The organism is Aquimarina sp. Aq78 (genome assembly GCF_900299525.1).
In the GTDB taxonomy this organism is placed as follows: Bacteria; Bacteroidota; Bacteroidia; order Flavobacteriales; family Flavobacteriaceae; genus Aquimarina.
This window is the reverse complement of the sequence record NZ_OMKA01000001.1, coordinates 548,505-563,758: the sequence shown is the minus strand read 5'-3', so window position 1 is coordinate 563,758 and position 15,254 is coordinate 548,505. Positions and strand designations below refer to the sequence as shown.

The window sequence follows — 15,254 nt, the reverse complement described above, 5'->3', positions numbered from 1 at the left end:
AAAGAAAACCATCCCAATTTACTTTGGGATGGTTTTAAAATAATAAATAGATATTTTTATAGATGTAATACAAACCCTATGTTTAATTGGAAGGCATCGGCATAAAACCGATCATCCAAGCTAAAATTGTATCGCAATCCAGGTTCAATACTTACTTTATCTCCTAGAAAAAAAGCATAACCTCCCTGAACACCAAAATAGGATGGATCTTGGTTTTGATCTGTACTTGCACCATTATAATCGATCTGCACAGGAATCCTCCCAATAATATAATATTTGGCCCCTATTTTATAAGAAAAGGAATCTAAAGATTCTGAATCACCACCCTTGTCTATTGATCCATATCCCAAACCAATTTTTAGAGCTAAATCATCCATCATAAAATAGCCTACTTCTGCACCAATATTAATTACTGATCCTCCATCATCAGAAAAACTTGTAAATTGAATACTCGTATTAGAAGCACTTGCTGCGCCGAAATTAGTATTAGCTTCGATTAACCATTTTCCTTTAGTAGTTTGATCATTGTTTTGAGCACTTGCAAAGACAAAACTTACTACTGCTAAAGTAGTTAATGCAATTTTTTTCATAATCACTGTTGGTTTAAAGTTTGCCGCTAAACTATTTAATTTACCAGAACAAAAAGTTAATTAGTTCTTAATATTTTTTGAGCGTATTTTTGATTATAATTAGAGAATAAAATACATCGATTTTTAATAGAACATGAGTTTTATAGCCTTATAGATAATATTGCTTAGGGGTATTTAGAAATGTTATAATGCTTTTTTTGTTTACAGATTCAGGTTTTTTAAAAAATAAAACTACTTTTGAATAGTAATAGTATTTATATATGATGAATAAGTTTTTTCTTACTGTTTCGGTTCTAATGATGATGATCACGTCTTTATATGCTCAACAAGAGAGTGAAGAATTGTATACTCGTGCAGGATTTAAATTTGGAGCTAATTATGCGAATATAACAGGAGATATAAAAAACACAGATGCAAGAGTGCGAATGCATTTGGGGGCTGTCGTAGAGTTTCCTATATCTCAACGGTTTTTTGTACAGGCAGAAGTGTTGTATACAGCACAAGGGTATAAAGTTGATAATGGGGGAGAAGAAAATAAGATTAGTTTAAATTATTTGACACTGCCTATTATTGCTAAGTTTTATTTTACAAATAAATTTAGCTTAGAGACAGGGCCGCAACTTGCTATATTAGCAAATGCAACAGAATCTGCAGAAGATACTCCTGATGAGTTCTTTGATTCTTTTAATAATTTTGATTTTAGCTGGGGATTCGGAGCTGGATATAAGACAGAGACTGGTTTATTTTTTCAATTACGATATAATCTGGGGTTAACTAATATTAATGATATTGATACATTGGATATAGATTTTAAGCATTCTGTAGCGCAATTATCCGTCGGATATTTGTTCAAGACTAAGAATAACAGAAGACAGGAACCTAATATTGAGTAATAAGAATATAATATATAATTGATTTATTATAAGTTAATTACTAAAAAAAATAAACGTGTGAAATTACTAATCATAAATGGTCCCAATCTAAACCTCCTTGGAAAAAGAGAACCAGATGTGTATGGAAATCAAACTTTTGATGAGTTCTTTGCTCAATTACAATCTGATTTTTCTACACTAGAGTTGTCTTATTATCAATCTAATATAGAAGGCGAATTGATTACTAAACTACAGGAAGCAGATGATCAATGCGATGGAGTTATCCTTAACGCGGGAGCTTATACTCACACTTCTATTGGTATTGGAGATGCTATAAAGGCAATATCAATTCCTGTTGTAGAAGTTCATATATCAAATACTTTTGGTAGGGAAGAGTTTAGGCATCAATCTTATATATCACCTAATGCAGCTGGTGTTATTCTGGGCTTTGGTTTACAAAGTTATATATTGGCAATACAAAGCTTTTCTACAAAATAAGACAAATACATACTATCAATTTTAACTAAAATTGTTGATATAAAAACGCCTTACTATTAAGATAGTAAGGCATTTTTAATATATATGTATTGTTGTCTTATAAATGAATTACTTCATCATATGCATCTGCTACAGCTTCCATTACAGCCTCACTCATTGTTGGGTGAGGGTGGATTGCTTTTAATACTTCGTGACCAGTAGTTTCTAATTTTCTACCTAATACAGCTTCTGCAATCATATCGGTAACTCCGGCTCCAATCATATGACAGCCTAACCACTCACCGTATTTTGCATCAAAAATCACTTTTACAAAACCATCTTTAGTTCCTGCTGCACTGGCTTTTCCTGAGGCAGAAAAAGGGAATTTTCCAACTTTTAATTCGTAACCAGCTTCTTTGGCTTGCTTTTCTGTCATTCCGACACTAGCAATTTCTGGAGATGCATATGTACATCCTGGGATATTTCCATAATCGATAGGTTCTACATTCATTCCTGCAATTTTTTCTACACATGTAATTCCTTCTGCAGAAGCAACATGGGCTAGGGCAGGACCAGGAACAACATCACCAATTGCATAAACTCCAGGGATATTGGTTTGGTACCAATCATTTACTACAATTTTATCTCTATCTGTAGCTATACCTAATTCTTCTAAGCCTATATTTTCTATATTGGTTTTAATACCAACAGCAGATAACACAATATCTGCTTCGAGAATTTCTTCTCCTTTTTTAGTTTTTACTGTTGCTTTTACTCCATCACCACTTGTATCTACACTTTCAACAGAAGAATTAGTCATTACTTTAATTCCTGCTTTTTTGAAGTTACGTTCAAACTGCTTTGATACTTCTACATCCTCGAGAGGGACAAGGTTAGGTAAAAATTCTACGATAGTAACTTCTGTACCCATTGCATTATAGAAATGTGCAAACTCAACCCCAATTGCTCCTGATCCAACCACAATCATCTTCTTTGGTTGAGATTCTAATGTCATTGCTTTTCTATACCCAATTACTTTTTTACCATCTTGCGGCAAATTAGGTAATTCTCTAGACCTTGCTCCTGTAGCAACAATGATATGTTTTGCCTCATAATCAGTAGCTTTTCCATCAGCATCTGTTACTGTTATTTTATTACTGGCTTTTAATTTCCCAAAACCTTCAAGAACATCGATTTTATTTTTCTTCATAAGAAACTGAACTCCTTTGCTCATTCCTTCTGCTACACCACGACTACGTTTTACAACTGCATCAAAATCTTTGTCAAATTTATCTACAGTAAGTCCATAATCAGAAGCATGTTTTAAGTATTCGAATACCTGAGCACTTTTTAAAAGTGCTTTTGTAGGAATACATCCCCAGTTTAAGCATACTCCGCCTAAACTTTCTTTTTCAATTACTGCGGTTTTAAACCCTAATTGCGAGGCTCTAATTGCAGTTACATAACCTCCAGGACCACTTCCTAAAACGATGATATCATATGTGTTCATAAATGTCGATTTTTTGAAGTCACGAATTTAAGGATAATTCGGCTAACCAAAAAAGGATTTAAGTATTCCCTAAGAATAAGATTTTCATTAAAAGGGACAAAAAAACACCACGTTATATAAGCGTGGTGTTAATTTTTAATGTTTTTTATTATAATCAGTACTTAATATGAAATATAATTGAATTATGTACTTCTTTAAAATTTCAGTTTAAGTGCTTTTTTTACCGTATTAAAATCAGAAAAATCTATTTTTGAATTTTTTGCAAAAGTTGAAGGTATAACTACAATCCTGAAAGATTGATTATCTGTAATATCAGCAGCCAATGCATTTAAATCATCACTTTCTATAAATATATCAATACTTGCAATATTTTGTGCTTCGTTAAAAATAAAATTGAATTGAAACTGAGCAAATTCCCCAGGAGCAAAGAAAAAAGTCCTTGGTAATGGTTCCCATACATCAACTTGAGCTGTAGATTGTTCAGGATCTAATATATAAACTAACGCAACATCTGAGTCTAATACATTAACATTATCAGGTACTACAGCTTCAATCCGAAAATTATTAGCAGTATTAAACGTTCCTGTTACTTCAAAGGTATTTGCAATAGTATCAAAATCTGTATCATCATCGCTAGAACAAGATGTAAATATAAATGTGGCTAGACATAGTAGTGCGAAAATTTTTCTCATGAATTCTAAATTTTATTTATTATCGATTTATTTTTTATTAAAGTCTATACTAATAGAGTTTACACAATAGCGTTGACCTGTAGTTGTTGGACCATCATTAAATACATGGCCTAAATGACTACCGCAATTAGCACATAATATTTCTGTGCGTATCATACCGTGGGATGTATCTTTTATATATTCTACACTTCCTTCTATTGATTCATCAAAACTTGGCCAGCCACATCCCGAATCAAATTTAGAAACACTTTTAAATAGAGGTACATCACAAGCCATGCAGGTATATGCTCCATCTTCAAAATGCATGTTATATTCTCCGGTAAATGGCCTTTCGGTTCCTTTTTGCCTTAATATTTTATATTGCTCTTCTGTAAGCTTCTCTTTCCATTCGGCTTCAGATTTTTCTATTGGATATTTACTCATTTTTTGATTCATTAGATTTAAACACTAGAGCATCACCATTAATGCAATGTCTCATTCCTGTTGTTTCTCTGGGGCCGTCACTAAATACATGGCCCAAGTGTCCACCACATGTTCCACACAGTAGTTCGGATCTAGCATATCCTAATTTATGATCTATATCGTTATCGATACTTCCTTCTATTGCACGATCAAAACTTGGCCAACCTGTTCCGCTATCAAATTTGTATTTACTTTCGTATAACGGTGTATTACATGCAGCACAATGAAATGTGCCATGAGTATACAATTTGTTTAGAGGGCTAGAGAATGGTCTTTCTGTTCCTGCTTGCCTAAGAATATAGTATTGTTCTGAGGTCAAAACCTTTTTCCATTCTGCATTGGTTTTAGAGACTGCATAAACTTTACCTTCCTTTTTACCTTCTTTTTGTGCTGTACCTGTACAACTTATAGCCAGAACACTAATACATAATAAAATAAAACGTTTCATAGTTTTTTCTAATTTTTAATTAAAGTTATACCTAAGTAGTCGTATAAACTGGCTAACAATAACTAATCAATAACTATTCCAAAATAAATTCTATAATTTTGGATATTACTTCTTGGTCGCCTAAAATTTTTCGATGACCTAGTTGTTCTGTTATTAGTAGTTGTCCATTCTCTAAATTATTAACGATTTCATGTGCTGCACTGTAATGTACATCAACATCATTTTTATCATGTACTACTAGAGTAGGTATTTTAACTCCTGCGGCAGAAGTCGCTCCAGAGTAGTTATCAAGATCTTCTCCATACCTTTTATCAAAGTATGTTTTTAATAAACGCCCCACCTTTTGATCTAATTGTAGGTTTTTTGCAAAATTTTTAGTGATTGCTGTGATGCTGTTGGCCGTGCCAATGATAACCAGAGATTTGATTTGTAATCCAAATCGGGTAGTCCTTAATAATGACATTCCTCCTAATGAATGTCCTATTGCAGCTTCAAATGGGCCATGAGTTTTTTCTAATTGGTTTATTGTTTCGATAAAAAAGGGTAACATACTTCTTTTTCCAGGAGCATGACCATGTGCCGGAGCATCAAAGCTTACAGTGCTATATCCGTTTTCTAATAATTGATCTGCAATTTTTGAAAGCTGTGTACCGCTTCCAGACCAACCATGAGCCAGAAGAATTTTTTTATTAGAATTTCCATAATTGTAAATGATAACCTCTCTATTAATTTTTTTTATTAGAATTCTTTCTTTTTTGCTTTTCTCATACATCACCTTTTCTCTATCTGGCATTTTATAACCGAAGGGCGTTAAAAATATTCTGGCAGCAAATCTAGATGCAAGAAAAGGAGATATCCAATTCAGTATTTTTGCAGTGTATACTATAGATTTGGGAATTAAAAGTGCCTGTACAGGAATTAGGTCTTTGTCTGCTTTAGCCATTAAATAAATATTTAATTGAAAGGGTAAAATTAAAATAACAACTGTTCTTGAAATATATAATTATGATAAATTAACATTTTTTGAAAAATGTAAAGAAACAAAAAATGTTTACTTTTTATATATGTATAGAACTTATGTGAATTCTAATAAGATAGTAAAGAATAAAATATAAATAGATCAAATATATCTCCTTAATTCTTTCATATAACCTTTAAAAGTGTTTAATTTTGTAGTTTATTTTTTTAATAGGAGATACATGGGATTACAACCCAAAGGGGTAGATAAAAAAGAACAAAAAGTACTTTACGATTATCAGAAGCGGGATATAGATAAGATATTTAGTCGTCTAAAAGAGTTTTCCCAAAAATATAATCTGTTGTATCAACTTCCTACCGGAGGAGGAAAGACGGTTATTTTTTCTGAAATTGTAAGGAGGTATATAGAATCCACTAGAAAAAAAGTGGTTGTCCTTACGCATCGAATTGAACTCTGTGGCCAAACTTCGAAAATGCTAACCGAGTTTGGAGTAAAGAATAAAATCATAAACAGCTCTGTTAAGGAACTCGATGACCAAAATGAATATATGTGTTTTGTTGCGATGGTGGAGACCCTTAACAACAGGCTTAATGATGATCATTTAGAACTGCACAATATAGGAATGGTGATTATTGATGAAGCTCATTATAATTCATTTAGGAAGCTTTTTAGATTTTTTAAAAATTGTTTTATCCTTGGAGTAACGGCTACACCGCTTAGTTCAAATATGAAACTCCCGATGAAGGATAATTATAATGAATTAATTGTAGGCGATACAATCAGTTCATTAATTAATAGCGGATTCCTGGCTAAGCCTGTAATTTATACCTATGATGTTGGATTAGGATCTCTAAAAATAGGAATGAATGGTGACTATACTGTAAAATCTTCAGAAGACCTGTATACCAATATGTTAATGCAGGATAAGTTATTGCATGCTTATGAAGAAAGATCAAAAGGTAAAAAGACATTGATTTTTAACAATGGGATTAATACCTCTATTTATGTATATGAGGCTTTTAAAAAGGCAGGACACCCGATTCGTCACCTCGATAATACAAATAGTAAGCAAGAAAGAGAAGATATATTAGCATGGTTTAAAAAAACAAATGATGCTATACTTACTTCTGTTAGTATTCTTACTACGGGATTTGATGAACCTACGGTAGAAAGTATTATTCTTAACAGAGCAACAAAATCACTTACTTTATATTTTCAGATGATCGGTAGGGGATCTCGTATACTACCTGTTAAACCAGAATTTTCAATAATCGATTTAGGAAATAATACTGCAAGATTTGGGTTGTGGAATTCTGATATTGATTGGCAATCTATTTTTAGATCACCAGATTTCTATTATGATAATCTGGTAGGGGATGAGGAGATAGAACGCAATTTTAAATATGTATTGCCAGAGGAATTAAGAAAAGAATTTCTAAAATCTGAAAATGTTGAGTTTGATATCGAAGAAGAATATGCAAAAACAAAACGCTACGGACATAGAAGCTTAACAGTTCTCGAAAAATCTATAGAACAACATGCTATAATGTGTGTACAAAATAGCGAAGATGTTTTTGATGCACGAATTTTAAGTAAACTTTTAGATCAAGATATAGAATTTCGGGTACGTAGATATTCTTATTGTATTAGTAAAAGTACCAAAAACTATAGAGATTGGTTAGAGGAAGACTATAAACGAAAATTGAGATCTAAAATTAATCAGCTATTTATGGATGATTAATGGTAATTATACTTTCACAATTAGTTTTCCCATATTTTATTTCAATAACAATTCTTGGATTATATTTCAATTTCTCCGATCAAGTAGGGAACCGAGTGCCCACTAAGGAAAACACGGTTTCCATCTAGTTTGCAATCTAATTCTCCTCTACGAGCAGATAATTGTTGAGCTTTAAGCTTGTTTTTTCCTAGTTTTTTAGCCCAAAACGGTACCAGAGAAGCATGAGCAGAACCTGTAACAGGATCTTCGGGCTGAATAATACCATTTGCATCAAATACACGAGAAACAAAATCAGCATGTTTTCCTTCGGCAGTGATAATGATACATAAATAGGGGAGGTCCTTTAGTAAATCGAGTTTAGGATTTTCATTTAATACTTCTTCTTCAGATGAAAGTGTGATTACCAAATCACGAGCAGCAAAAGTAGCAATAGGTTTTGCATTAAGAGCCTGGTGTATTTCAGAAGGAATTTCAATAGGTTCAGGTGGTCTGGAAGGAAAATCTAATGTAATTGCTCCATTGTCTTCTTTTTTGGCTTTTAGAATCCCGCTTTTTGAAGAAAATGTAATTTCGTCGATAGAAGAATCAATATAGTTAAAGATTACATATGCCGATGCAAGTGTAGCATGGCCACATAAGTCAATTTCGGCATGAGGCATAAACCATCTTATTTCATAGATGTTGTCCTTTTTTACAAAATATCCTGTTTCTGCTAAATTGTTTTCTACTGCAATATTCTGTAGAGTTTTATCGTCTAGCCAATGTGATAAATGACATATTGCAGCTGGATTACCCCCAAATAAGGTTTTGGTAAAAGCATCGATTTGGTACATTGAAATTTTCATGAGCCTAAATGTTTTATTTTTAATATTTTTTATAAATAGTACCTGTGTTATTGTTATTAAATATTTGTTTGTAGCTATCCACTACATCTTTAATATGAACCGGATAGTATCCTGCAAATTTTTGATCTTCTGGAAAATCTCCTGCGATAGCACCAGGAGCAACAACATTTAACCGAATTCCACGATCTAATTCTTTTGATGCGGCATTAACAAAACTATGCAAAGCACCATTTACTAGTGATAATCCTACAGCATTGGGTTCATAATGTTCTGCCAGAATGCCAGTTGTTAAAGTTATTGAAGCATTGTCATTTATATAATCTTTTGCTACATGTACAAGGTTAACTTGTCCCATTAATTTACTATGTATCCCGATATAATAATCATCTTCTGTTAATTCTGATAATGGTTTCCACGAAGCTGTACCCGCAGCATTAATTACTGCATCTATTTTTGGTAGTTTTTCAAATAGCGTTTTTATAGATGTTTTATCTGTAATATCAATAGGGTAGGACTTGCTATTTCGATGAGCACCAAATACATCACTATACTCATTTTTGAGAGTGTTATAAATCGCACTACCTATTGTTCCGGTAGCACCAATAACTAAGATTTTCATAAGCTTTCCTTTTAAATAGTTTCTAATTTATCTTGTGTTAACTTTCCAGGAGTATTACCTGTATTGATTGTGGTATTTGGCTCGAAGAGCATTACAGAAACTTCTTTATCTGCTACAGGTCTGTGTTCTGTTCCTTTTGGAATGATCAAAAATTCATTAGGTTTTAAATGTACCGTTCGATCACGAAATTCCATTTTGAATTCACCATTTATAACATAAAACATTTCATCTTCGTTATCATGTTTATGCCATACAAACTCACCTTTAAACTTCACTAATTTTACATGTTGTCCATTAAGTTCCCCAACAATTCGAGGATTCCAATGATCAGAAAAGAGAGATAATTTGTCGTCGATGTTTATTTTTTCTATTTTCATTTTTATATTATTATATATTTAATTTTATAAATATGTATATCTAAATTTTTTATAACTCTTTGTTTATGGCTTCTAAAAATTCTTTGATTACAAGTTCATTCCTTTTAAAATATGTCCATTTTCCATGTCTTGTGGTAATCAATAGACCAGCTTTATACATACCGGTTAAATAATGAGATATAGTAGGTTGTGACAAACCCGATTTATCTTTAATATGCTGACCACATACACCATCATTAAAATGTCCAAGATCTTTATGAGGAGGGAAATTGGCCTCCGGATCTTTTAACCATTTTAATATATCTAAACGAGTGGCATTAGATAAGGCTTTATTTATTTCAAGTATTCTTTCATTATTCATACAACAAATATACATATTTAATTTTATAAATATGTTGTGAATCTATTTTATAGACCGTTTTATATTAAACAGTCATTTTTTTATTATTTATATATTTGATAATCAGTATTTTGAGAAACAATGCAATTTTATTGTGTAACAAAACAAAGCAATGTTCGTCTAGTAAGTGTAGGCAGTAAAGAAATGGATAATTTCTTGAAGACAAGCAAATTAGTTTTAACGATACCTATAGGGCGCATATCTTGATATTTCTTGAGATAGGTGCTTTAAAAAAAGGTTTTATTTGCTTTAAACCAATCATATAATTGAGTTTTTTATATTTAAAAAGAACTCTTGATTCAAACAATATAAATAAGAGCGTTTATCCTGATACATCTTGGGATGGATGCTTTTTTTATGACCATTCTGATATTAAACAGTACTTTTTTTGAGTTTTTTCTGTATCCGGATATTGCGTAATTGTGTTACTTTTACTAAGATTAATATTCTGTAAATTAATCAATTAATATTGAAACTCATTAACCACAAATATTTACACAAATGAAAATTATCTTAAATCTGGATGGCGTAAAAGCTCTAAGTAAAGAGGAGCAAAGCAAAATCTCTGGTGCAAGACGTTACGCATGTACACAAAGAGGTAGAATGTGCTGTGAACATGCTCCTGGAGGTCCATTCTGTGAAGCTGGTATCTGTATTGGTATTGGCGGATCTGGAGGCTGCCTTTGGTATTGATCATTACTCAAGAAACAATTTTAAAAACGAGACTGTAATTATACAGTCTCGTTTTTTTTGTATTAATTGTAATTGAACATTCCTAATTTGATACTAATTAGTTTTGCCCTCCTTTTCTGTTTGGACTTCTTAATTCTGGCCAGGTACGTTGTTTTTGGGTACGTTTATTTGTAGGTAATATACTTTTTTCTCTCGAAGTTTTTTTAGGATCTTCACTGGCTTTATACGCCAGAATTGCAGTTAGAATTACATTATTAAGTACATCATCAAATATAATTTTATCGTATGTATCACGATTTGTATGCCAAGTATAATTCCAGTACGACCAATTAAGTGAACTTAATGAAAACGCAGGAGCTCCGGCTGATACAAAAGAAGCGTAATCAGAACCTCCACCACCAGGAGTTCCTGGGAAAGTAGTTTCTATATGCTTAGTAATGTTTTCGGGAACTGCTTCTAGCCATTTTCCTAAATAATCATAAGAATGCAGGAATCCTTGTCCCGATAAGCGAACTACACGCCCTGTACCGTTATCCTGGTTAAATAAGGCTTGCACACCTGAAACAATTTTTGGATGATCTTCAACAAAAGCTCGTGACCCGTTCAAACCTTGTTCTTCACTTCCCCAAAGCCCTATAAGTATGGTACGTTTAGGGTTTGGATATATTTTTTTAAGGATACGTGCAGTTTCCATCATGGTTATGGTTCCTGTTCCATTATCTGTAGCTCCAGTACCTCCATCCCATGAATCGAAATGTGCAGAAAGAATAATATACTCATCAGGTTTTTCGGTTCCTTTTATTTCTGCAATCGTATTGAATGTAGGCATCATTCCTAGTTCTTTGGATTCTGATACGATCTTTATTTTTGGTTTAGAACCATGTTCTACGAGGCGATATAACATTCCGTAATCTTCCAATGATAGATCTACTGTGGGTATTTTTTTTGTTCGGGCACTAAATATTTTGTTAACTCCAAACCCTCTGGACCAATTACTTTGTGCTATTCCTACAGCGCCGGCTTGTTCTAAAGCTGGGGCAAGAGTTCGACGATTGTATCCAGTTTTTTTAATGTTTTCTCTCCATGCTTTTGTTTGCTGATTTCTTTGTTCTTTCATTTTTTTGAACGACTCTTCTGTAGCAAATTCTTCCCAATTATAATCAGGTCTTCCTGTGGGTTGATTCATAGATGTCATTACAATTTTACCTTTTACATTAGGTAACCATTTCTGAAAAGCAATCGAATCTTTTACCTCAGGAATAACAATTAACTCGGCAACAACACCAGTACTAGCAGTACCGGGACTCCAAGCTAATTGTGTGGCTTCAAGAGATTTTATCCAAGGGGATACCATATCTATGTGAGTGATTCCTCGTTCCCATCCACGCCATTCTCCCCATTTTTCATTTCTGGCATCAATTCCCCAGGTTTTATATTTGGCAACAGCCCAGTCATGAGCTTGTTGCATTTGTGGTGTACCGACTAATCTAGGGCCAATACCATCCATTAGTTCATGTGCCAATTCTTTTAATTGAGAACTTTCTGTTGCTTCTTTAATAATTTTTTCGATTAATGGATCTTTATCCTGAGCCGATGCTACAAAACAAGAAAGATACATTGCAATTGTGATAAGTGTGAGTATGCGTTTCATATTGATTAGTTTTTATTACCACAATTTAGACATATCAATATTTTCATGGTTTTTATTTAACAAAACCTTAATTCATTTAATGTAATCATTTTAGGGAAACAAAATAATCACTATCCTTGCATACGATGAATATTGTTCCTGAAATAAAAACAAAAAGACTTGCTGTTAAGGTAAAACCAGCTGCAGAAAAGGTAATAAAACAAGGGCACCCCTGGGTTTTTGAAGATAGCATTATAAAGCAAAATACAGAAGGAGAAGCAGGCGATCTGGTGATCGTTTATGATACCAGAAAGAATGTTTTTTTGGCTTGTGGTTTATATGACCCATATTCTCCAATACGCATTAAATTGATTCAATTTAGGAAAACTGCTCAGATTAATGAAGAGTGGTTTATCGAAAAAATTTCTGAGGCTTACAAAAAACGAACACCTTTATTAGAGACAGATACAAATAGCTATAGATTGTTATTTGGAGAGAATGATCATCTTCCTGGGTGTATTGCAGATGTATATGATCAGGTTCTTGTTATTAAGCTATACTCACATATTTGGTTTCCTTATTTAAACTGGATAGTAGAGCATTTGGTTGCTATATCAGGATGTAACTGCGTTGTACTTAGGTTAAGCAGATTGTTGCAGTCCAAAGGGGAAGTGTATGACCTTAAGGATGGTCAGGTAATCTATGGGGTCCTAGAAAATGAAGTTGTTGTTTTTAGAGAGCATGGAGTCCTGTTTTCTGCAAATGTAATTAAAGGTCATAAAACTGGATATTTTCTTGATCACCGCCATAATAGAAAAAGAGTAGGGGAGCTAGCTTACGATAAGACCGTTTTGGATGTGTTTTCTTATGCAGGTGGATTTTCGGTTCATGCATTAAACGGTGGCGCAAAGGAAGTAATAAGTTTAGATATTAGTAAACAAGCTTTAGGTATGGCCAAAGAGAATGTTGCCTTAAATATGCACCAGGGAAAACATAGTGTTATAGTAGCAGATGCATTTGAGGGATTACAGAAATTAATAGATCATAAAACTGTATTTGATATTGTAGTTATAGACCCTCCATCATTTGCAAAAAGAGCAAGTGAAATTCATAAAGCTATGATTAGTTATGCTCGATTAGCAGAACTAGGATCACATTTGGTATCTTCTAATGGAATTTTGATTTTGGCTTCTTGCTCTTCAAGGGTTTTGGCCGAGGACTTTTTTAAAATTTCTGAAGAGAGTATTCTTAAATCGGGAAGAAACTTTAGTTTATTAGAAAAAACTGATCATGATATTGATCATCCCATTTCCTTTCCTGAAGGAGCATATCTTAAATGTGGATATTATAGACTTGATTAAAAATAGTACCAGGTTTGTTTTGTAAAACAAACCTGGTACTATTTTTCTTTAATGCTTTCCAAAGACGTGAACCTTTGCTTTTTTTCGAGATAAGTTTTTAGTATCATAAAAAAAGGTGATATCTCTAATTATACGTTTTCCACCTTTAAGATCTATTATTCTGGTTTCGCTTTTACGAGAAAAATTATGTCTTAATTGGATTACATCTTTTTTTCCATTACCATATTGAACAACCATTTTGTGCATGTTTAAAGAGCCTCCTGTAACCTTAATTTTAAGTTTTTTAAACCCTCCTTCTCTTGCAGTTACCTTAATAACATCTTTATCTAATCTGTAATTTACTGTTCTAGAACCAAGGTGTTCCCAATTATATACATTAGAGGTAAAACTACTAGTTACTAGCAGAGTTATTAATAAGAATAAAGAAGCAGGAATTTTTTGTAGTGTTATATTTTTCATAGTTTCAAAATGTTTTGATTTGTTACTAAGACACTCTAACAATAAAAAGGTTTAATCTATATTCTTTATAAGATAAAAATAAAAAACGAGATGAATACGTTGATCCATCTCGTTTTTAATAAATAACATGGCTGTTATTTAAATATTATAATTAGTTAGAAGACAGCATCGCAAAAAACTTATCCATATTTGGTAGTAATACGATTCTTGTACGTCTGTTGATTGCCATATTTTCTTCAGTATCATTCTCTACAAGAGGCTTATAGCTACTTCTCCCAGAAGCAATTAATTTTGCCGGATCAACATTATAGCTAGATTGTAGTTTTCTAATAATAGATGTTGCTCTTTTTACACTTAAGTCCCAGTTGTCTTGCACAACTGCATTGCTAATCGTTCTTGGATCAGTATGACCTTCTACCATTACTTCTATGCTTGGCTCAGAATTAATTACATCAGCTAATTTTTTTAATATATCATCAGCTTTATTACTTATTCTATAACTACCGCTATTGAATAACATTTTATCAGAAATAGATATCATTACTACAGTATTATCAATATCTATAGAGATGTCTTCATCTTGTTTTAAATCATCGGATAAAGAATTTTTTAAGTTATGTGAAACCGCTAAATTCATTGAATCTTTTAGAGACGTAGCTCCCTGAAGTTTTTGTTGATCAACTTTGGCTAATGTTTCTTTCATCTTCTCTTTGGTGTTGTTAGATATTGCTGCAACATCTTCTACCATTACCATTTTTTCATCATTAGAATCTTTTAGAGAATTGATCTTAGCATTATAATCTGCTACTCGGGATTCGATTTTAGCAAACTTGCCTTCCAATTCATCTTTTTCAACTGCTGTTTTTTGTAATGTACTACGAGTGTCTTGTAATTCTTGCTCTAATGCAACATACTTCTTCTTTGACACACACGATGTCATGATTAATGCCCCTGATAAAGCAATAAATGTGAACGATCTTTTCATGGTTATTTAATTAATAATTAGTGTTATTCTAACTACTACTACGACCATTTATTGTTTTAATAATTATTAATGTTTTCATATCAATTTCTTAAAAAGTGTTAATGGTTTTTAGAA

The 15,254-nt window shown here is 32.5% G+C and carries 18 protein-coding genes; 5 read left to right on the top strand and 13 right to left on the bottom strand.

Annotation, left to right across the window (positions count from 1 at the left end; genetic code table 11):
* Window positions 1-56: 56 nt before the first annotated feature.
* A complete protein-coding gene (locus tag DG435_RS02410) occupies window positions 57-590 on the bottom strand; it encodes a porin (protein ID WP_106791318.1) in 534 nt (177 codons plus the stop codon).
* 260 nt (window positions 591-850) lie between these two features.
* Here DG435_RS02410 and DG435_RS02405 point away from each other — a divergent pair, with 260 nt between their 5' ends.
* Complete coding sequence (locus tag DG435_RS02405; protein ID WP_106791319.1) at window positions 851-1,483, top strand: porin family protein; 633 nt, start codon at window positions 851-853, stop codon at window positions 1,481-1,483.
* 57 nt (window positions 1,484-1,540) lie between these two features.
* A complete protein-coding gene (aroQ, locus tag DG435_RS02400) occupies window positions 1,541-1,960 on the top strand; it encodes a type II 3-dehydroquinate dehydratase (RefSeq protein ID WP_106791401.1) in 420 nt (139 codons plus the stop codon).
* Window positions 1,961-2,057: 97 nt separating this feature from the next.
* On the opposite strand, the gene lpdA is transcribed toward aroQ, so the two are convergent.
* From lpdA to DG435_RS02375, 5 genes are all read right to left on the bottom strand, one after another.
* Complete coding sequence (gene lpdA / locus DG435_RS02395) at window positions 2,058-3,449, bottom strand: dihydrolipoyl dehydrogenase (protein WP_106791320.1); 1,392 nt, start codon at window positions 3,447-3,449, stop codon at window positions 2,058-2,060.
* Window positions 3,450-3,643: 194 nt separating this feature from the next.
* Window positions 3,644-4,141 (bottom strand): hypothetical protein, encoded by a 498-nt coding sequence (locus DG435_RS02390; RefSeq protein ID WP_106791321.1) that lies wholly within the window; start codon window positions 4,139-4,141, stop codon window positions 3,644-3,646.
* A 27-nt stretch (window positions 4,142-4,168) separates the two neighbouring features.
* A complete protein-coding gene (msrB, locus tag DG435_RS02385) occupies window positions 4,169-4,564 on the bottom strand; it encodes a peptide-methionine (R)-S-oxide reductase MsrB (protein WP_024770078.1) in 396 nt (131 codons plus the stop codon).
* On the bottom strand, window positions 4,557-5,051 hold the full coding sequence (msrB, locus tag DG435_RS02380) for a peptide-methionine (R)-S-oxide reductase MsrB (protein ID WP_106791322.1): 495 nt from the start codon (window positions 5,049-5,051) through the stop codon (window positions 4,557-4,559). Before msrB (DG435_RS02380) ends, msrB (DG435_RS02385) begins: the two co-directional genes overlap by 8 nt.
* A gap of 73 nt (window positions 5,052-5,124) precedes the next feature.
* On the bottom strand, window positions 5,125-5,994 hold the full coding sequence (locus DG435_RS02375; protein WP_106791323.1) for an alpha/beta hydrolase: 870 nt from the start codon (window positions 5,992-5,994) through the stop codon (window positions 5,125-5,127).
* 256 nt (window positions 5,995-6,250) lie between these two features.
* On the opposite strand from DG435_RS02375, the gene DG435_RS02370 reads away from it, so the two are divergent.
* Complete coding sequence (locus DG435_RS02370; protein ID WP_106791324.1) at window positions 6,251-7,771, top strand: DEAD/DEAH box helicase; 1,521 nt, start codon at window positions 6,251-6,253, stop codon at window positions 7,769-7,771.
* A gap of 59 nt (window positions 7,772-7,830) precedes the next feature.
* Here DG435_RS02370 and DG435_RS02365 read toward each other — a convergent pair whose 3' ends face one another.
* From DG435_RS02365 to DG435_RS02350, 4 genes are read right to left on the bottom strand one after another with little or no spacing between them, the layout of a single operon-like run.
* Window positions 7,831-8,616 (bottom strand): PhzF family phenazine biosynthesis protein, encoded by a 786-nt coding sequence (locus DG435_RS02365; RefSeq protein WP_106791325.1) that lies wholly within the window; start codon window positions 8,614-8,616, stop codon window positions 7,831-7,833.
* Window positions 8,617-8,635: 19 nt separating this feature from the next.
* Window positions 8,636-9,235: a short chain dehydrogenase gene (locus DG435_RS02360; RefSeq protein WP_106791326.1), complete on the bottom strand. Its 600-nt coding sequence runs from the start codon at window positions 9,233-9,235 to the stop codon at window positions 8,636-8,638.
* Between the two features lie 11 nt (window positions 9,236-9,246).
* Window positions 9,247-9,612 carry a cupin domain-containing protein gene (locus DG435_RS02355; RefSeq protein WP_106791327.1) on the bottom strand — a complete coding sequence of 122 codons (366 nt, stop codon included), beginning with the start codon at window positions 9,610-9,612 and terminating at the stop codon, window positions 9,247-9,249.
* Window positions 9,613-9,661: 49 nt separating this feature from the next.
* Entirely contained in the window at window positions 9,662-9,973 is a 312-nt protein-coding gene (locus DG435_RS02350; protein ID WP_106791328.1) for a helix-turn-helix transcriptional regulator, read from the bottom strand.
* 540 nt (window positions 9,974-10,513) lie between these two features.
* Between DG435_RS02350 and DG435_RS02345 the strand changes: the two genes are divergently transcribed.
* Complete coding sequence (locus DG435_RS02345; RefSeq protein WP_106791329.1) at window positions 10,514-10,705, top strand: hypothetical protein; 192 nt, start codon at window positions 10,514-10,516, stop codon at window positions 10,703-10,705.
* Between the two features lie 97 nt (window positions 10,706-10,802).
* Here the strand turns inward: DG435_RS02345 and DG435_RS02340 are convergent, their stop codons facing one another.
* Complete coding sequence (locus tag DG435_RS02340) at window positions 10,803-12,323, bottom strand: M20/M25/M40 family metallo-hydrolase (RefSeq protein ID WP_369871663.1); 1,521 nt, start codon at window positions 12,321-12,323, stop codon at window positions 10,803-10,805.
* Window positions 12,324-12,481: 158 nt separating this feature from the next.
* Between DG435_RS02340 and DG435_RS02335 the strand changes: the two genes are divergently transcribed.
* Window positions 12,482-13,696: a class I SAM-dependent rRNA methyltransferase gene (locus DG435_RS02335; RefSeq protein WP_106791331.1), complete on the top strand. Its 1,215-nt coding sequence runs from the start codon at window positions 12,482-12,484 to the stop codon at window positions 13,694-13,696.
* Between the two features lie 48 nt (window positions 13,697-13,744).
* Here the strand turns inward: DG435_RS02335 and DG435_RS02330 are convergent, their stop codons facing one another.
* Together DG435_RS02330 and DG435_RS02325 are read right to left on the bottom strand one after the other, a co-directional pair.
* A complete protein-coding gene (locus DG435_RS02330) occupies window positions 13,745-14,155 on the bottom strand; it encodes a DUF2541 family protein (RefSeq protein WP_106791332.1) in 411 nt (136 codons plus the stop codon).
* Window positions 14,156-14,306: 151 nt separating this feature from the next.
* A complete protein-coding gene (locus tag DG435_RS02325) occupies window positions 14,307-15,140 on the bottom strand; it encodes an OmpA family protein (RefSeq protein WP_106791333.1) in 834 nt (277 codons plus the stop codon).
* Window positions 15,141-15,254 lie beyond the last annotated feature (114 nt).